The sequence below is a fragment of the Mycoplasma sp. 1232 genome (assembly GCF_034863345.1).
GTDB lineage: Bacteria > Bacillota_I > Bacilli_A > Mycoplasmatales > Metamycoplasmataceae > Mycoplasmopsis.
The window spans coordinates 13,738-30,297 of sequence record NZ_JAYFFB010000008.1; the positions used below are offsets into that span (position 1 = coordinate 13,738).

19 protein-coding genes and 3 tRNA genes are annotated in these 16,560 nt (G+C 28.2%); 7 read left to right on the plus strand and 15 right to left on the minus strand.

What is annotated here, in order from left to right:
* Positions 1-29: 29 nt before the first annotated feature.
* The gene (locus VBM88_RS02515; protein WP_323680391.1) at positions 30-254 is read left to right on the plus strand and encodes a TM2 domain-containing protein; all 225 of its coding nucleotides are present in this window, start codon (positions 30-32) and stop codon (positions 252-254) included.
* Positions 255-395: 141 nt separating this feature from the next.
* Here VBM88_RS02515 and tig read toward each other — a convergent pair whose 3' ends face one another.
* The 15 genes from tig to gmk form a co-directional block, all read right to left on the minus strand.
* A complete protein-coding gene (gene tig, locus VBM88_RS02520) occupies positions 396-1,697 on the minus strand; it encodes a trigger factor (RefSeq protein ID WP_323680392.1) in 1,302 nt (433 codons plus the stop codon).
* Positions 1,698-1,785: 88 nt separating this feature from the next.
* Positions 1,786-2,781 (minus strand): NAD(P)H-dependent glycerol-3-phosphate dehydrogenase, encoded by a 996-nt coding sequence (locus VBM88_RS02525; RefSeq protein ID WP_323680393.1) that lies wholly within the window; start codon positions 2,779-2,781, stop codon positions 1,786-1,788.
* Positions 2,782-2,826: 45 nt separating this feature from the next.
* Positions 2,827-2,901 (minus strand) — tRNA-Trp (locus VBM88_RS02530).
* Positions 2,902-2,920: 19 nt separating this feature from the next.
* Entirely contained in the window at positions 2,921-3,142 is a 222-nt protein-coding gene (locus VBM88_RS02535; RefSeq protein ID WP_257089230.1) for an acyl carrier protein, read from the minus strand.
* A 14-nt stretch (positions 3,143-3,156) separates the two neighbouring features.
* On the minus strand, positions 3,157-3,615 hold the full coding sequence (locus VBM88_RS02540; protein ID WP_323680394.1) for an MHO_1590 family protein: 459 nt from the start codon (positions 3,613-3,615) through the stop codon (positions 3,157-3,159).
* Positions 3,575-4,804 carry an MHO_1580 family protein gene (locus VBM88_RS02545; RefSeq protein WP_323680395.1) on the minus strand — a complete coding sequence of 410 codons (1,230 nt, stop codon included), beginning with the start codon at positions 4,802-4,804 and terminating at the stop codon, positions 3,575-3,577. Before VBM88_RS02545 ends, VBM88_RS02540 begins: the two co-directional genes overlap by 41 nt.
* Before the next feature lie 4 nt (positions 4,805-4,808).
* Positions 4,809-5,264 (minus strand): MG284/MPN403 family protein, encoded by a 456-nt coding sequence (locus tag VBM88_RS02550; protein ID WP_323680396.1) that lies wholly within the window; start codon positions 5,262-5,264, stop codon positions 4,809-4,811.
* 138 nt (positions 5,265-5,402) lie between these two features.
* Positions 5,403-6,848, minus strand: a complete 1,446-nt coding sequence (gene proS / locus VBM88_RS02555) for a proline--tRNA ligase (protein ID WP_323680397.1) — start codon at positions 6,846-6,848, stop codon at positions 5,403-5,405.
* A 142-nt stretch (positions 6,849-6,990) separates the two neighbouring features.
* Positions 6,991-7,065, minus strand: a tRNA-Gln gene (locus tag VBM88_RS02560).
* A gap of 4 nt (positions 7,066-7,069) precedes the next feature.
* Positions 7,070-7,153, minus strand: a tRNA-Tyr gene (locus VBM88_RS02565).
* A 120-nt stretch (positions 7,154-7,273) separates the two neighbouring features.
* Entirely contained in the window at positions 7,274-7,960 is a 687-nt protein-coding gene (locus VBM88_RS02570) for a ribulose-phosphate 3-epimerase (RefSeq protein ID WP_323680398.1), read from the minus strand.
* Positions 7,938-8,795: a ribosome small subunit-dependent GTPase A gene (gene rsgA, locus VBM88_RS02575; RefSeq protein ID WP_323680399.1), complete on the minus strand. Its 858-nt coding sequence runs from the start codon at positions 8,793-8,795 to the stop codon at positions 7,938-7,940. Before rsgA ends, VBM88_RS02570 begins: the two co-directional genes overlap by 23 nt.
* Positions 8,795-9,799, minus strand: a complete 1,005-nt coding sequence (locus VBM88_RS02580) for a serine/threonine-protein kinase (protein WP_323176820.1) — start codon at positions 9,797-9,799, stop codon at positions 8,795-8,797. The genes rsgA and VBM88_RS02580 overlap by 1 nt, the downstream gene beginning before the upstream one ends.
* Positions 9,792-10,559, minus strand: coding sequence for a PP2C family serine/threonine-protein phosphatase (locus VBM88_RS02585; protein ID WP_323176821.1), 768 nt, complete (start codon positions 10,557-10,559; stop codon positions 9,792-9,794). The genes VBM88_RS02580 and VBM88_RS02585 overlap by 8 nt, the downstream gene beginning before the upstream one ends.
* Positions 10,552-11,154 carry a guanylate kinase gene (gene gmk / locus VBM88_RS02590; protein WP_257089243.1) on the minus strand — a complete coding sequence of 201 codons (603 nt, stop codon included), beginning with the start codon at positions 11,152-11,154 and terminating at the stop codon, positions 10,552-10,554. Before gmk ends, VBM88_RS02585 begins: the two co-directional genes overlap by 8 nt.
* 104 nt (positions 11,155-11,258) lie before the next feature.
* Between gmk and truB the strand changes: the two genes are divergently transcribed.
* The 6 genes from truB (at position 11,259) to VBM88_RS02620 (ending at position 16,327) form a co-directional block, all read left to right on the plus strand.
* On the plus strand, positions 11,259-12,119 hold the full coding sequence (truB, locus tag VBM88_RS02595; RefSeq protein WP_323176822.1) for a tRNA pseudouridine(55) synthase TruB: 861 nt from the start codon (positions 11,259-11,261) through the stop codon (positions 12,117-12,119).
* On the plus strand, positions 12,100-12,915 hold the full coding sequence (locus VBM88_RS02600) for a YcsE-related riboflavin metabolism phosphatase (RefSeq protein WP_323176823.1): 816 nt from the start codon (positions 12,100-12,102) through the stop codon (positions 12,913-12,915). The genes truB and VBM88_RS02600 overlap by 20 nt, the downstream gene beginning before the upstream one ends.
* 1 nt (position 12,916) lies before the next feature.
* Complete coding sequence (locus VBM88_RS02605) at positions 12,917-13,780, plus strand: FAD synthase (RefSeq protein ID WP_323680400.1); 864 nt, start codon at positions 12,917-12,919, stop codon at positions 13,778-13,780.
* 195 nt (positions 13,781-13,975) lie between these two features.
* On the plus strand, positions 13,976-14,242 hold the full coding sequence (gene rpsO / locus VBM88_RS02610) for a 30S ribosomal protein S15 (RefSeq protein WP_257089251.1): 267 nt from the start codon (positions 13,976-13,978) through the stop codon (positions 14,240-14,242).
* A gap of 201 nt (positions 14,243-14,443) precedes the next feature.
* On the plus strand, positions 14,444-15,457 hold the full coding sequence (gene recA, locus VBM88_RS02615; RefSeq protein WP_323680401.1) for a recombinase RecA: 1,014 nt from the start codon (positions 14,444-14,446) through the stop codon (positions 15,455-15,457).
* 42 nt (positions 15,458-15,499) lie between these two features.
* Positions 15,500-16,327, plus strand: coding sequence for a TIGR00282 family metallophosphoesterase (locus VBM88_RS02620; protein WP_323680402.1), 828 nt, complete (start codon positions 15,500-15,502; stop codon positions 16,325-16,327).
* Positions 16,328-16,560 lie beyond the last annotated feature (233 nt).

Here is a 16,560-nt window from a genome sequence, read left to right on the forward strand (position 1 = left end):
TTAAATTGTAGATTAATTAGGAGGTATTTATGAATTCAGTATCACCAAAAAGCAGATTAATCTTAACTTTATTATCATTCTTCTTAGGAGCATTTGGAGTAGACAGATTCTATGCTGGAAGAATCGGATTAGGTTTATTAAAACTTTTAGTAGGATGATGATTTTCAGTTGGAATTTGACCAATTGTTGACTTCATTTTAGCTGTTTGTGGAAAACAAAAAGACGCAAATGGTAACGAAATTTCAAAATGATAATTTAGTTGTTACTAATTAAAATTATGTTTTTTAAAATGAACAATATAAGTTGTTCATTTTTTAATTTACTTATTTTACAGAAACAAGGCATAAAAAAACTAACTCATATTATTTAAATGAGTTAGTTGATGATTAAAAGTATTATTTTGTAATTTTTGTAAAGTCACTTTCTAAGTTAGCTGCAGCTTCTGAGTTCACGTCAGCTAAAATTAATGACATTCTTAATGCTGAGATAATTAAGTTGTTTGTTACAGATTTATTAAATCCAAACGCTTCAATTTTTGATGTAAATTCTGCGATTTGCTCTGCTGAAGCATTAACTGGATATTTAGCAACTCAGTATTGAATAGCTTTAGCGTTTTCAACATCTTTTGTGGCTTGTTTCACAAATTCTTGTTCTAAATCAGCTTCTGATGATTTGATTAATTGTAAGTACTCAGTTTTCTTCATTCCAAATTGTTTTAATTGTTTTTCGAATTCAGATTTTAATAATCCAAGTCTTTCTTCCACGAATGATGGATGCAAGTTAACTTTTGCTAATTTGATTGTTTGTTCAATTAATGAAAGGTAGAATGAATCAACGTTTGAGAAGAATTTTTTAATGAAAACATTGTTTTTAAGTTCTTTTTCAAGTGATTTAAGATCTGTGATTTTTGGATCACCAAGTAATTTAACGTTTTCATCTGTAAATTCGAATAATTTTAATCTCTTTATTGAGTTAATTGAAACTTGGAATACTGATTCTTTGTTTTGGTATTCTTTAACGAAGTAGTCAGCAGGGAATGTAACAACTACATCACCTTTTCATCCTACTGATTTACCAACAAGTTGATCTTCAAATCCTGGAATAAATGTTTTTGAACCTAATTTTAAATCATAGTTTTCAGCTTCTCCACCTTCAAATGGTGTGTTGTCAATAAATCCTTTGAAGTTAATGTTAACTGTGTCTCCAAGTTTTGTTTTAGCTTTTTTATCTGTAATTTCTTCATTAACAGATAATTTTTCTTGGATATCTTTTTTCATATCATCAACATCTTTTTTAGCTACTTTAATTGATTTGTAGTCTAATTTTAATTTTTTAGGATCTACTGCAAAATCTGGTTCTTCAACAAAAATGTAAACTAAGTAAAGATCTTCGCCATCTTTTTGTAAGTCTAACATTGGGTATCTAGCTGCTTTAATTTTGTTTTTTGCAGCATATTCAAAAACAGCTGGAAGATTTTCATTGCTAAATGAGTTAACTGTATCAGTAAATGCAGCTCTGTGGTCTACATATTTTTCGATTTCAGCTTTAGGAGCTTTTCCTGGTCTGTAACCTTTAACTTTAACTTTTTTAGCTAATTTGTCTGTAAATTCTTTTAATTTTTTATCAAAATCTGCTTGATTAATTTTAACTTTAACAACAACTTCTGATTTTTTCTTATCTTTTGTATGTGTAATCATGGTTACCTCCAATATTATTAATAAATTAATAATATTTTACACTATATTAAAAATTAAGGGTGTAAAAAATAAACATGCGAGAGCACGTTTAAATTATTGAATCTAAAATGACTTTTGGGTCTTTCTCATTGAATAAAACATCGATAATTCCTTGTAGAAATGGAATATCTTTAATGTTATATTCTTCAATTATTTTTTGTAATGTTATTGCTGTATCGTAACCCTCGGTAGTTACGTTTTGTGTTGCTAAAGCTTCGCTAACACCTACTTTTGCAACATTAATACCAAAACTAAAGTTTCTACTTGTAGGTGATGAACATGTTAAGAAAATATCCCCCATACCTGCAAAATTGTAGCCAATTGTATCTTCCTCATTGGGGAACATAGTTTTATATATTTTAAATATTTCATAAGTCCCTAATGTAAGGAGCCCAGCGTGTGAATTTTGACCTGGATATAAAACTGATGTCATACCTAATCCAATGGCTAAAACATTTTTAAGAGCAGCAAAGACCTCAGCACCTTTAATATCATCATATGGTTTTACATAAAAATGTGAATTATTAAAGCATTGTGCAACTTCTTGGTTGAACTTTGAATTTGTCCCCACAATGTTAACCATTGTAAGTTTCCCTTCAAAAACTTCAATCGCAAATGATGGTCCCATAATTGACGCAAGATTTTCAAGATTTTTATCAAATGCAGAAGTTATATAGTCAGAAAAGAATTGTTTTGTTTCAGGTTCAAGACCTTTTGATAAGTTGATAATGCTAATTTTTTTGTTTCCAAGCACTTTAGCTGATTGTCTTAAAATTGCACCAACTGCAACTGAAGGAACAGCTAGGATAACTGTGTTTACATTTTCATAAAAGTGGCATAAATCATTTGTTGCTGAAATAAGATTAGAGTTTTTAAATGGAATCTCGCCAAAAAATTTGCGATTATATCCATTGTTAATATCGCTAATTTCTTGTTCATTAATTCCATACATCATTACTGGAAAATTATTCTCAATCAAAATATTTGCTAATGCAGAACCGAATGCTCCAGTCCCTAGCACACCGAATTTAATTTTTTCTTTCATATTAGTAATTTTACTTTATTTAATATAAAAAAGAGTACAAAAAAATGGCAGGAGTAGCAGGATTCGAACCCACAACACACGGGGTTGAAGCCCGTTGTTCTACCGTTGAACTATACTCCTAAGCCATCTATATTATATATTATTTATCTAAAATCCTAATAACATCTTTAACTGTTTTTACATCTCTTAATTCATCATCAGAAATTGTAATTCCTAATCTTTCTTCAGCGTCAAAAATTAATTCAGCTAGATCAAGAGAGTCAACTCCAAGTTCTCTAATATTAGAGTCTTCTGTGATGTTTTTATTTTTAGATATTTTTTTAAGTTCACTAAAAACTAAGTCTTTAATATTTGAATTCATGGCTTAATTATATATTATTTAAGCTCTATTAAGTAAGTTTTAGTTTTTACTTTGTCTTCATTAATGTGCTTCATATAAATAAAAATTTGATTTTTATTGATAATTTTATAATCGAACAAAATTGAACCATATTTTGTAGGAAATCTTCTTATTACGTCGTGAATTACAGATTTAACAATGTCTTCATCAATGTATTTAAATCCATATTCATCAACTTTTACAAATTTTTCAAAATATTTAGCCTCTAATGTTGGAAAAAATCAGGAATTCTCATCTTCTTCGTAATCGTAATAATTTTTGACTTTTCCATCATTTCTTTTTCATCTTTTGCCAGGAACTTCTTCAAACTTTTTTCTATTTTCTGATAAGTTTTTATGTAGAAAGTATGCACCAGTCCCTATTAAACCACCGGCAACACAAATAAGTACAACTTTACTGATTTTTTTGATTAAGTCTTTTCTTTGTCTGTTCATCTAAAATGAACTCATTGAAGTTGAAAAATTCTTCTTTAATTATTTTAATTGAATCTTTTAAGTCAATTACGAAGCGATATGTAACTTTAGGATTGTCATCATCAAAATAAGTAATTTTCAACCTTTTATCTGCATTACTTTCGTAAAGGTGAGTGGGTTTGATATCAAAAGTTTTGATGAAATCAAAATTGAAATAAGGTGTGGAAATTGGAAATTTGAAAGTTAATAGACCACTATATTGATATGGAATTTTTAAAGATTTACTAGGTATTAATCCTGGAATTTTGTTAATTGTTACATCTGATTCATTAGTAGTTAAATAATCATCTATCCTTACCACCTTGTGATAAAAGTTATTTTCAATTAGCCCAGAGTGATGAATATTATCGTCATTTTCCTTTTCTAAATGCAAATTAATTTTTTCATTCTTGGATAAGAAATTATTTATATGAACTTCATTGACATTAATTTGCATATCTGTATTTTTATTATTTTCTCCAGGCATCAAATTATCTTTTTTATCATTAAATTGTGTAATTTTCAATAAATTCGTGAATTGATTTGTATTATTAATTTTTGGTAATTCTAAAATGATATTGTGATAGTACTTTTTAGTTCAGTAAGTTGAATTTTCAGAAAAATTAAAAACATATGAGTAAGGTACTTTGATTTTAAATAATAAATTTTGTGGAGATATTTGTTGTGAATTCTTAATTTCATTCCCGAAAATTACCTGATATTCCTTAAATAATTCTTCCTCAATTCCCAGAACTTTGGATGTAAATGTGAACCTAATGAAGATTGAATTTAATTTATTGAATGGTGTATTTAACTCAATGAAATTCAGTCTCTTGAAATTACTAAGACCAAAATCATCAGTACTAAATTCAGCTTTTTGTTCCTTATTAATAAAAACATAAGCTTTAATAGTAAATTTATTATTTAAAATGTTTAGATTAAATCTTCTTTTTAGAAGGTATCTAAGAGCTTCAGTAAATGGTGTATTGATTTTATCTTTAAATCCAAAACTGATGTCTGTATATCCATTTGGTAAAATTCTATCTATACTAATAATAAATGGTAAATCAAAATTACTTAAATCAAAATTTCCTAGATTTCCACCATTTAATATGTTTACTTTGAAGTCTCTTTGCTCAACAATATAAGTATCCTGATTGTGTATGGACACAATGTTATACATAGTTAAAGTAAATTTCTATAAACTCTTTGATAGCGTCTCGTTTTCTCTTGTAGAATGTGGTCTTTGAGAAATAATCAGTATATCATTCCTTGTTATATCTTGTTTCTTCATCACAATACATTTTGTTGATTATTCAAGAATTTTGAATTTTCATCAATGATAAAACTAATCCGACTAATGAAGAGTCTTTTTTGAGTTTGTTAGTTTCAATCTCAAGTTGTTTAGAAACCTCAGGATCATTTTTGTGTCTTAAAATAGTTTCTAAATTAACTATTTTACTTTTAAGATTTTTAATAAAAATATCTCTTAATTTAAATATATTATTGACTACTGCACACTCTTGAGCATATAATGCTTTTTCTTGTGCTTCGGTTAATAGATTTTCTTGCATGTTTTCTCCGTTTAATAAATTTATATATGTAATTATTTTTTGAATATTTTTGGCCATATTTGTCCTCCTTTCACACTTATTTTGTAAAAAAATTACCGATTTTGATCAAAAAAATACTAAAAAAGAACAAAGGCATTGCTTTGTTTACATTTAATGCAAAAATAGAATATAAAAAAATGATGTACAACATCATTTTTAATATGCCTTTGCAAAGACCACATATCTACTTGTTTTCTTATCACAACCCTCTCAAAAACACTCAACATCCTTGACTGGTTTGTCTAAAGAAAGAGGAATGCATCTTGCTGTTGCTCCGGTGTCTTCTTTGATTTGATCTTCAACATTTCCATCACAGCAAAATGGAGCAATAACAAACTTGTTTTCAGCTATTTTTGATTTGAAATCTTCGTAGTTATAAACGTATTCTTGATTATTAATTAATCTTTGTTCGGCTTGTTCATATAAATTATCATGAATTTGTTTTAATAAGCCTGAAACAACATTTTTAACATCTTTAATTGCTACTTGTGATTTTTCAAGAGTATCTCTTCTAACGATTGTAACTTGATTGTTTTCTAAATCTCTAGGTCCAAGTTCGATTCTTAATGGAACTCCTTTGATTTCTGAGTTTGAAGCTTTGAAACCTGGGTTTTTATCAGTATCATCTAATCTAACACGGAATTTTCTTGAAAGGTCATCAAAAAGTTTTTTAGCTGTTTCATGAATTTGTGGATTCTTATTTGCGAATAATTCTAAAATATCAACTTGAACTGGAGCAACATAAGGAGGGATAACAATTCCTCTATTGTCACCATGTGTCATAATAAGTGCACCAATTAATCTAGTTGTGCAACCTCATGAAGTTTGATAAACATTTTCAAATTCATTCTTTTCATTTTTAAAAATAATTTCAAAAGGTTTTGAGAAGTTTTGAGCTAAATAGTGGCTAGTTCCTGCTTGAAGAGCATATCCATTTTTCATCATAGCTTCAATTGTCCAAGTTGTACATGCACCTGCGAATTTTTCATTTGGTGTTTTCTTACCTATAATAGTAGGAATAGCAAGGTATTTCTTAAGGAATTTAGAATACACTTTAATCATTTCTTTCGAAAGAGTTCTAGCTTCCAGTGATGATGAATGAGCTGTATGCCCTTCTTGTCATAAGAATTCTCTAGATCTTAAAAATGGTCTAGTTGTTTTTTCTCATCTAATAACACTTACTCATTGGTTGTAGATCATTGGTAAATCTTTATATGATTGAATTGAGTTTTTAAATAAGTGTGCAAATAAAACCTCTGATGTAGGTCTAATAAAAAGTTTCTCATCTAACTCTTTATTACCGGCCATTGTAACTGTAGCAAGTTCAGGATTGAATCCATCAATGTGTTCTTTTTCTTTGTTGAAAAGTGATTCAGGAATTAATAATGGCAAGTTAACATTTTGAACATTTTTTTCTTTGAATGCTTTATTTAAATTTTTTTGAATTAGTTCTCAAATTCCATATGAGTTAGGAAGTAAAAACATTGTACCTTTTGTAGGTCCGTACATCATTAATTTTCCGTTTTGAACAACATCTGTATATCATTGTGTGAAGTCTTGTTCTAATGGTGTAATTTTCTCTAATTGTTTGTTATTATTCATAGTTTTTAAATTTTAGCACAAAAGATAAATTTAAGAGGTCAAAATTCAAAAAGCGCAAATTTAAACTATTTTTATTCAAAAATTGCGTTTTTAATAAAAAAGTAATGTAAAAAAGGTAATAAAAAAACACCTTTCGGTGATATGGCTGCCCCAGTTAGATTCGAACTAACGCATCGTGGAACCAAAACCCACTGCCTTACCGCTTGGCTATGGGGCAATCATGGTGGGGGGAGAGGGATTCGAACCCCCGAATCCGAAGAAAGTGGGTTACAGCCACCCGCATTTGGCCGCTTTGCTATCCCCCCAAACACATCAATATTATAAAACAAAAAAAATATTTTGAAAATAAAAAAATGTTTTTTATTAGGTTATATAAGAGTGAAAAATATAAAAGAAAAAGCAACAATTGTTGCTAATTTCTAAAATTATCTATGGTGTCCTAAAACTGATTGAATTCTTTCTTTTGTTGGTTCAACAACAATGTATGTTCCTGCAACACATGCATCAGCACCTGCTTTAAAAGCTTCTGGCCCAGTTACATTGTTAATTCCTCCATCAACTTGAATTAAGTATTCGTAACCATTTTCAATTTTCAAATCTTTTAAGTAAGCTATTTTTTCTAACGCAGATGGCATAAATTTTTGCCCTCCAGCGCCTGGTTCTACAGACATAACTAAAACAAGAGCTAATCTATCTAAAAATGGCTTAATTTCATCAACTGATGTAGATGGTTTGATTGCTAAACCGATTTTTAATTCATCATATTTTTGAGTTAAAAATTCATCAAATTTTTTAAGATCATCTTTAATAGCTTCAAAGTGGAATGTGATGATATCAACTACATCTTTAACTTGATCTACATAATCATAAGGGTTAACAACCATTAAATGAGCATCTTTAAGGTGTTTTAAACCATTTTTATCGATGTTTTCAATTTCTTCTACTTGAATCGCTGTGTTAGGAACGAATTTTCCATCCATAACATCATAGTGAATTCATTTGATGCTATTTTCAACCAATGTATTAGCCATTGGTAATCTGTTTTCTTTTTCAACATTTAATAAACTTGGTGTTACATATTTTGTCATATTAAAATCCTCTTTTATTTTCATTAATTTCTTGATTTAATTTTACATAATTTTCATAACGTTTTAAAGGAACTAGCTTAGTGTTAATTTGTTGTTTGATAGCGCAGTCTTGATCTTTTTCGTTTATGTGCAAGCAGTTTCTGAATTTGCAAAGTTTTGATAACTCATAAAATGTTTCAAAACTTTGTGCTAATTCAACTGGTGTTAAATCTAAATTTAAGGATGAAAAGCCGGGTGTATCAATAACATAACCATCATTAAAAGGGATTATTGACACAACTCTTGTTGTATGTTTTCCTCTTCCTAGTGCCTTAGAAATTTCTTGAGTGTCAAAGCTAAATTGACCCAAATTATTGATAGTTGTTGTTTTTCCAACGCCACTTTGACCCATAAAAACAGAATATTTATCTTTAAATATTTGTTTAACATCATTTATGTAGCTTGATGGTTTTAGATTATCGATTAAAAATACTTTATAACCAATATTTGAGTAATATTCATAAATTTCTCTAGAGTATTCAAAATCCAAATCGGTCTTGGTTAAAAAGATAACTGGCTTAATTTTCTTAAATTCAATAATCGCAAGATATTTATCAACTAAAAAAAATTGAAATTGTGGATCCTTAACAGACATTACAACAATCATTTGATCAACGTTTGCAACTTTGGGTCTTATGAATTCGTTTTTTCTTTCTAAGATTTCCTTTAATTGATTATTCTCAACTAAAACATTATCTCCGACAATAGGTGTTTGATTTTGGTATCTTAATTTACCTGCTGCAGGTATATTTAAAATCTCACCTTGATTATTTTGCAATGTATAAATTCCTGCAACAATTTTTGTGACTTTGTAAATCATTAATTGTTACCTCAAATTGTGAATCATAAAACTACTGCAAGAATTATTACAAGAATAATAACAATCATTGTAATTAGAAAAGCATTGCTGTTGATAATATTGCTAAGTTTTTTCTTTTGTTTAGCTTTACCAGGTTTCAATGGTGTCTCAAACATTTTTGATGAATCAAGCGATTCGCTGACCGCTTTTTTAAATTCAAAAACAGTTTGATATCTATCCGCAGGTTTTTTAGCTGTAGCTTTCAAGATAACATTATCCAATGCTTGAGGGATATCAGTAAAGTTTCTGGCTGATGGGAATGTACCTTTATAATGCAATGTTATTGTTTCGTGCTCGTGTTCGCTTTTGTATGGATAAGTTCCCGTTAACATTTCAAACAATAAAACACCTAAAGCATAAATATCAACAGCTTTTGTTATTTTGTGATTTTTAATTGAGTATTCAGGTGCTGCATAATATGGGCTACAAATAACTGCGTTTTCTCTTGTTAATCTTTGTGATTCAGGCGTTAATGAAATACCAAGGTCTAGGATTTTAATTTTTTGGTCATTAGTAATTATGATATTTTGACTTTTTATGTCCCTGTGAATAATTCCGTGCGCATGAAGTTCACCTATTCCTTCAGCGATTTCCATAATGTATGATCTTGCTTTTTTAGCACTTAAGGATGTATGTTTTCGAATGTGGTCGTGCAATGTCAAGCCACTAATATATTCCATAACATAGTATTCTTCAGATGAACTTTTATGATGCTCATAAAAACTTGGTAAGTACTTAGATTTTACTTTTGAGAGTAATTTAGCTTCATCTTCAAATCTTTTAGCTTCAGTTTCATTAAAAATATTATTTAGATATTTAATTGCTACTTTTTTGTTTTTATCATTCTTGAATGTAGCCAAAAAAACAGTTCCCATTCCTCCTGTTCCAAGAATTCTTTGAACATCGTATTTTTTATAAATATTAGATTGAGGATTTAAATTAATTTGTTCATTTGATTTACCCATTTGTACCTCTCAATCTTTGCAAAACTATACTCATATTATCACTTGATTTATTCTTTTGTGCCTCTGAGACTATCTTTTTAGTAGCCTCTTCAGGACAATTAGTTGATGTTAAAATATTTTCAATTTTTGAAGTTGAAACAAATTCGTGAATACCATCTGAAGTTAATAAAATTCACTCAATAATATCTAACGATTTTGGATCTAAAACAAATAAGTCAACATCAAAATGTTTTTTGTTATTGTAACTAATAGCATTAACAAGCAATCTTAAATAGCTATCTGAAAAAGTTGATGAATCTTTATTTTCTTCATTAAGCTTATTTAATAAGTTGTGATCTCTTGTCATCAACTTAAGCTCTGTTTTTTTAGATTTTTTAATTAATAAATAACATCTACTATCACCGATGTTAAAAATCACAAGTGAATTTAACAATTTAGAAAAATAATATCCAACACAAGTTGAACCCATTGTAAATTTTGATGGATCTTCTTTGATTAATTTGTAAAAATCATTATGAACTTTGTCGAATGTGTTTTTTATAAAATATTCAATAGCAATTGCTGAATTAAGAGTTCCAATGCTTTGAAATTCTGTTTTAAATCTTGAAATTATTGTTTGAGCAGCCGTATCACCGTGTGGTTGTCCACCAATTCCATCGCATAGAATAGATAAATAAGCTGTATCATTTTCAAATACAGCTACTCTATCATCGTTTTTAGGTCTAATACCTTGTAATGATTCAAAATAGAAACTACTCAATTCCAAGCTCCTTGTGTAGAATGCTTCTGATTTCTTCTGCCGCTCTTTCAGGAACATCATTTACAACGATGTATTGGAAAATGTGTGAATCAGCAATTTCTTCTTCAGCTTTTTTAAGTCTACTCTTAAGAGTTTGTGGATTTTCAGAACCACGGTTTAAAATTCTTTTTCTTAAATCATCAACTGATGGTGGAGCTAAAAATATAGTTATTAAGTGATATTTATCAGCTTCTCTTGTATCTTGAGTAAACTTCTTAATAACTTGTTTAGCACCATTTGTTTCTATTTCTAACATAGGCACTTTATGTTTTTTATGAATCTTATCTAACTCAGAATATAAAGTTCCATAATAATTATCTAAATGGTAAGAAAATTCAAGAAATTTTCTACTTTTAATTTTGTCTCTGAATCTATCTCTATCAATGAAATAGTAATGAATACCATCTAACTCCCCTTCTCTAGGAAGTCTTGTTGTAGCAGAACAAGATAACGATAAGTTTAACTCATCGTATTCGAATAATAATCTTTCAACTGTCCCTTTTCCTACACCACTAGGTCCAGTGAAAATAATAATTGGATTTTTAGATGTATTCATAGTTGAAAGTATTATAGCACTTTTGTGATTGAATAACTTTGCAAATAATATTAAATTAATATTATTTTTTCTTATAAAATTTAAATACTAAAAGTAGGTGCATTATGTTTTACAAATATCATAAAAAAAGTGGTGATTTTTCAAATAAAACTATTAGAGGTTTACAAAAAGAATTGGGTGCCAAAAAAATAGGCCATTCTGGAATTTTAGACCCATTAGCAAGTGGTTTAATAATTTTTGCAACGGATTTTGAAACTAAATTGTTGCCTTATATTGCTGACAAAACTAAAACTTATATAGCAAAATGTAAATTCAATTACAAAAGCGACACGTATGATGTTGATGGTAAGGTTGAAATGCTAAATAATAAACCAATTACAAAACAAGAATTTCTTGAAGCAATGGAGTACGTTAAAACGTTAAAATTTCAAATACCACCTATATATAGTGCAAAAAAGATAAATGGTAAGAAAGCATATGAGTATGCAAGAGAGCAAAAGGAAGTTGAATTAAGAAAACAGCCAATAGAAATATTTACTTACAATTTAATTGATTTTGATGAGCAAACTCAAGAAGCAACAGTTGAATTAAAAGTTTCTGAAGGCGCCTACGTTAGAAGTGTTTTAGTTGATACGGCACAAAAAGCAGGAACAAATTGTGTAATGACTTATTTAAAAAGAGTAAGCTGTGGAAATGTTTCTGTTGATGACTTGTCTGAAGAACACTATAAACAAATTCAAATTGATAAATTATTAAATCTAAAAAAAATGATTTCAAATAATGAAATTTTTAAATTCATTAGAAATGGTAATGAATTTAAAGTTGAAAAAGAAGATGGTGATTACCTACTTTATTCACCAAATGAAAATGAAGTTTGAGCCATTGGGCAAGTAATAAAAGGTATTTTTAAACCTAAAAAAGTTTCGATTGAAAGGATAAATTTATATGAAAACAATCAAAGATAATATTAAAGTAGCTGCATTTGATATTGATGGGACATTATTAGCTAAAGGGATCAGAGAATTTTCATTAAATACAAGAAAAATTTTTCCATTATTAAAACAAAATGGAATTGTTTCAGTTTTAGCTACAGCAAGAGAATTCGCAACAATTGGTGATTTTTTAAAAGTTCTTCAACCAGACTACTTTATAGGGGCAAATGGATCATTTATTTATGATCTTAAAACTGAGAAATTTATTTACAAAAATACCCTTCTTAAAGAAGATGTTGTTAAGTTTTATAATGCATACAAAGATAAAATTGTTGCATTTGCAGTAACTGATTTTGATAAAGTCTTTAAGTCGCCTACAATGGATTTAAGATCTTGATTTATTAGACCGTTTATGACTAATTATTATGATTTTGATGAAAAAGAACTATCAAATGATGATTTATATATGATTACAATTAACACACCTGACGCAAAAATATTAGGTAAAGAAATGCAAAAATTCATCGAAGATAACAATTTATCAATGGAGGTGTCTTCAACTTGAAGTAATGGAATTTTCATTAGTCCAAAAAACTGTATGAAAAGTACTGCTTTAGAAGTGTTGTGTGAAAGACTTGGTTTCACATTGCAAGAAAACCTAATTGCCTTCGGTGATGGAGCAAATGATGTTGATATGCTACAAAAAGCTTATATTGGTGTAACTACAGAAACTGCAAGCAACAGTGTTAAAAAATATGCTGATGAAATTATGTTAGATGCTGAATACGATGGAGCATATTTAAAATTAAAAGAATTAGGTTTAATTTAATATGGAAGATTTATTAATCTATGATTTAGATGATTTTGAGACAAAAGATAATGATATTTTTCTTTTAGGTGAATTTAATTCATTTCATTTAGGTCACTATCAACTCTATAAAAAGGCTATTGAATTAAAAAAACAAAATGAAGATAGCAGAGTTATTTTAGTTTGTTTTAATTCTGAGAAATTGCTGCCAAAAGATAATGGAACTAGTTTTACAGATAAGAATGCAAAATATATGCAGCTTACTCAATTGGATTTAGATTCAATTATTGAACTTGATTTTGAAGCGATCAGAAATTGAGATGGAATTTTATTTTTAAATAAATTGGGTCAAAATAAAAAAGTCACATTTATATCTGGTGAAGATTATAAATTCGGTCATCGAGCAAGTTATAATTTTGAACTTGCAAAAAATGAGAATACTTTAAATGAAAATTATTCATTTATTACTGAGCCAACTCAGAAAATTGAAAATGTAAAAATTAGCACATCAAAACTAAAAGAAAGCATAGAATTTGGTGATTTAGATTTTGTTAATTCATTATTAGTTTTCAATTATGCAATCAGTTGTAATGTCAATTCTGATTTAATAATCACAAAATCTGCAAATTTAATAAACATTCATCCAGGTGTATATTCAGGTGTGATTTATTTTGAAGATTTAGTAATATATGCAAGCATATTAATTGATTTGGATCATTCGATTTATTTAGATTTATTTAACTTTGAACTTGAAGATTTAGCAGATAGTCAAATAGTTATTGAATTCAGAAAAGTAGTTAGATTAATTAAAAATGAATATGAAGCATTTTTAAGTGACACTGATATTGCGAAATCTAAAGAAATATTATTTAATTTATTAAATTAGGTTTAGAATTAAAGCAATTTAACTTAAAAAGTTATATAATTAAAAATAATTGCAATATGTAATTATTAAATAAAACTTACAGATACTAGGAAATATCAGATTTTTTCATATAAAACACAAATTTATAGCTCGGAGTTTTGATATATAAAACATCTGGGTTATAAACATAATGATTTCAAATTTAAAGGAGATATTATGGTTTCAAAACAAAGAAAATTAGAATTAACTGAAAAATTCGGTAAAAATTCTAAAGACACTGGAAATATAGCAGTTCAAATCGCTATCTTAACAGAAGATATCGAACTTTTAAAACCTCACTTTGCTAACAACCCAAAAGATAATCATTCTAAAAGAGGTTTCTTAGCAAAAATTTCACATCGTAAAGTTCTTTTAAGACATTTAAAAGAAACAAATTTTGAAAAATACAACGAAGTGATTGAAGCTTTAAATATTCGTAAATAATTGATTTTTTAAAATTTTTTCAAATTTAACCAAAAATTTTTAATTTTTATTTTATTGCAGTTATTATAAAAAATGAACCACAAGCCATCATAGTTAATCGGGAATTTATACTATGATACTTGTGGTTCTTTTTTAGTTCAGTTTTGGAATGAGCGATAAATTTTCTTAAAAAAGTTGTGTAATTAGATTGGGAGGTGAAAAATGAATTTAACAGAAATCGAAACAACCATTCCGATTCCTGATTATGCGACATTAATGAAAAATGCGAAATCAGTTTTAAATGAAATTGAAAAAAGGTTTGGTAATGATTCAATAATGATTTTAGGTGAAAAACCTGAAATAAATATACAAACTATACATAGTGGTAGCTATGTTCTAGACAGAGTCTTAGGTATAGGTGGTTTTCCACAAGGGAAGATTATTGAAATCTATGGTCCTGAAAGTAGTGGTAAAACAACTTTAGCACTACATACTATAGCTGAAGTTCAAAAGAATGGAGGTTTAGCTGCATTTATAGATGCAGAACAATCAATAGATCCTGAATATGCTAAAAAAATTGGTGTTCAACTAGACAAATTAATTTTATCTCAACCAAGTTCAGGAGAACAAGCATTAGAAATTGTCGATACACTAGCTAAATCAGGATTCATTGACTTGATTGTGGTTGATAGTGTTGCTGCATTAGTTCCAGAAGCTGAATTAAATGGAGAAATGGGTGATCAACAAATTGGTGCTCAAGCAAGATTAATGTCAAAAGCACTTAGAAAAATCACAGGAAATTCAAATAAGAATAAGACAACAATCTTATTTATAAATCAAATGAGGGAAAAAATTGGAGTTATTTTTGGTAGTCCAGAAACAACTCCGGGAGGACGTGCTCTTAAATTTTATTCAAGTATAAGAGTTGAAGTAAGGAAAGGAACGATTATTACAGATGGAAAATCAAATACAGGAACTGAAATTAGGTTCAAGGTCGTTAAAAATAAATTATCAGCCCCTTATACGTCTGCTCAGAGCGAATTGATATTTTCGAAAGGTATTGATAAGTTTTCAGAACTTGTTGATGTCGCAGTCGAAGAAAAAATAATTGAGAAAAAAGGTTCTTGATATAGCTATAATGGTAAAAATATAGCTCAAGGAAAGAAAAATATGCGCGATTATATCGAAAATGACAATGAGTTAAGGGAAGCGATTTTAACTAAAATTAAATGTTAAAAATAAGTTAAACATTTAATTTGTTAGTCATATAATTGCTATATGAACTTGACTAAGCAAAGAAATAAGAAAATTAGAATACTATTTTTTGGAGATATTTTTGGAGAACCAGGAATTAAAACTGTAGAAAAATACATCCAAACTTTAAAAGAAAAATACAAAATAGATTTTATCATTGCTCAAGGGGAAAACATTTCTGGAAGAAAAGGCCTTAATAAAACAGATTATTTAAAACTTTCAGAATTAGGGATAAATGCATTTACTATGGGAAACCATGTATGAGCTAATGAGGAAATTTACGAACTATTAGAAAATGAGAATAACATAATTAGACCATTAAATATAGATAGAGGCTATCAAGGAAGTGGGGCTAAAATATTTAAAGTTAAAAATTCTAAACTAAGAGTTATTAGTTTGTTGGGTATAACTTTTAATAATCTACTTAGTCCATGAGAACAAGAAAGTGCAAATAACTTTTTTGATGCTATGGATTCTATTATGGAAGAAGAATCTGTGGACTTTAATTTTGTTGATTTCCATGCTGAAACAACAAGTGAGAAAAATGTACTAGGTTTATATTTAGATGGAGTTGTCGATGCAGTGGTCGGAACACATACACATGTTCAAACTAATGATTATAGGATCTTACCAAAAGGAACTGCATATATTACTGATGTAGGTATGGTTGGTCCTATGAATGCGGCAATCGGCGCAAACTTTGAGGAAGTTTATAAAAAAATGAGATATAACAGTAGGGAGAAATTTACTGTCAGTGAGAATAACACACAGTTAAATGCTGTAATTATTGAATTAAACACTAAAAGAGAGAATACAATAAAACCAATCAATATATATAATATAGAAATTTAAAATAAGTCAATTTTAGAGGGGCAATAAAAGTAGACTGAGAAGAAAATTTCAAATAGCTAATTATTAAGTGGCACAACTAGTAATTATTAACTAGTTGTGTTTTTATTAAACATTAAAAAAATTAAAAAAAATTTTGAGAAATTAATTTAGTGTTATAATATTCTTGCTTTTGATAGCGAAGAAGTTCTTTGAAAACTAGATATATACAAGACATGACAAGTCAATTTTTTTCG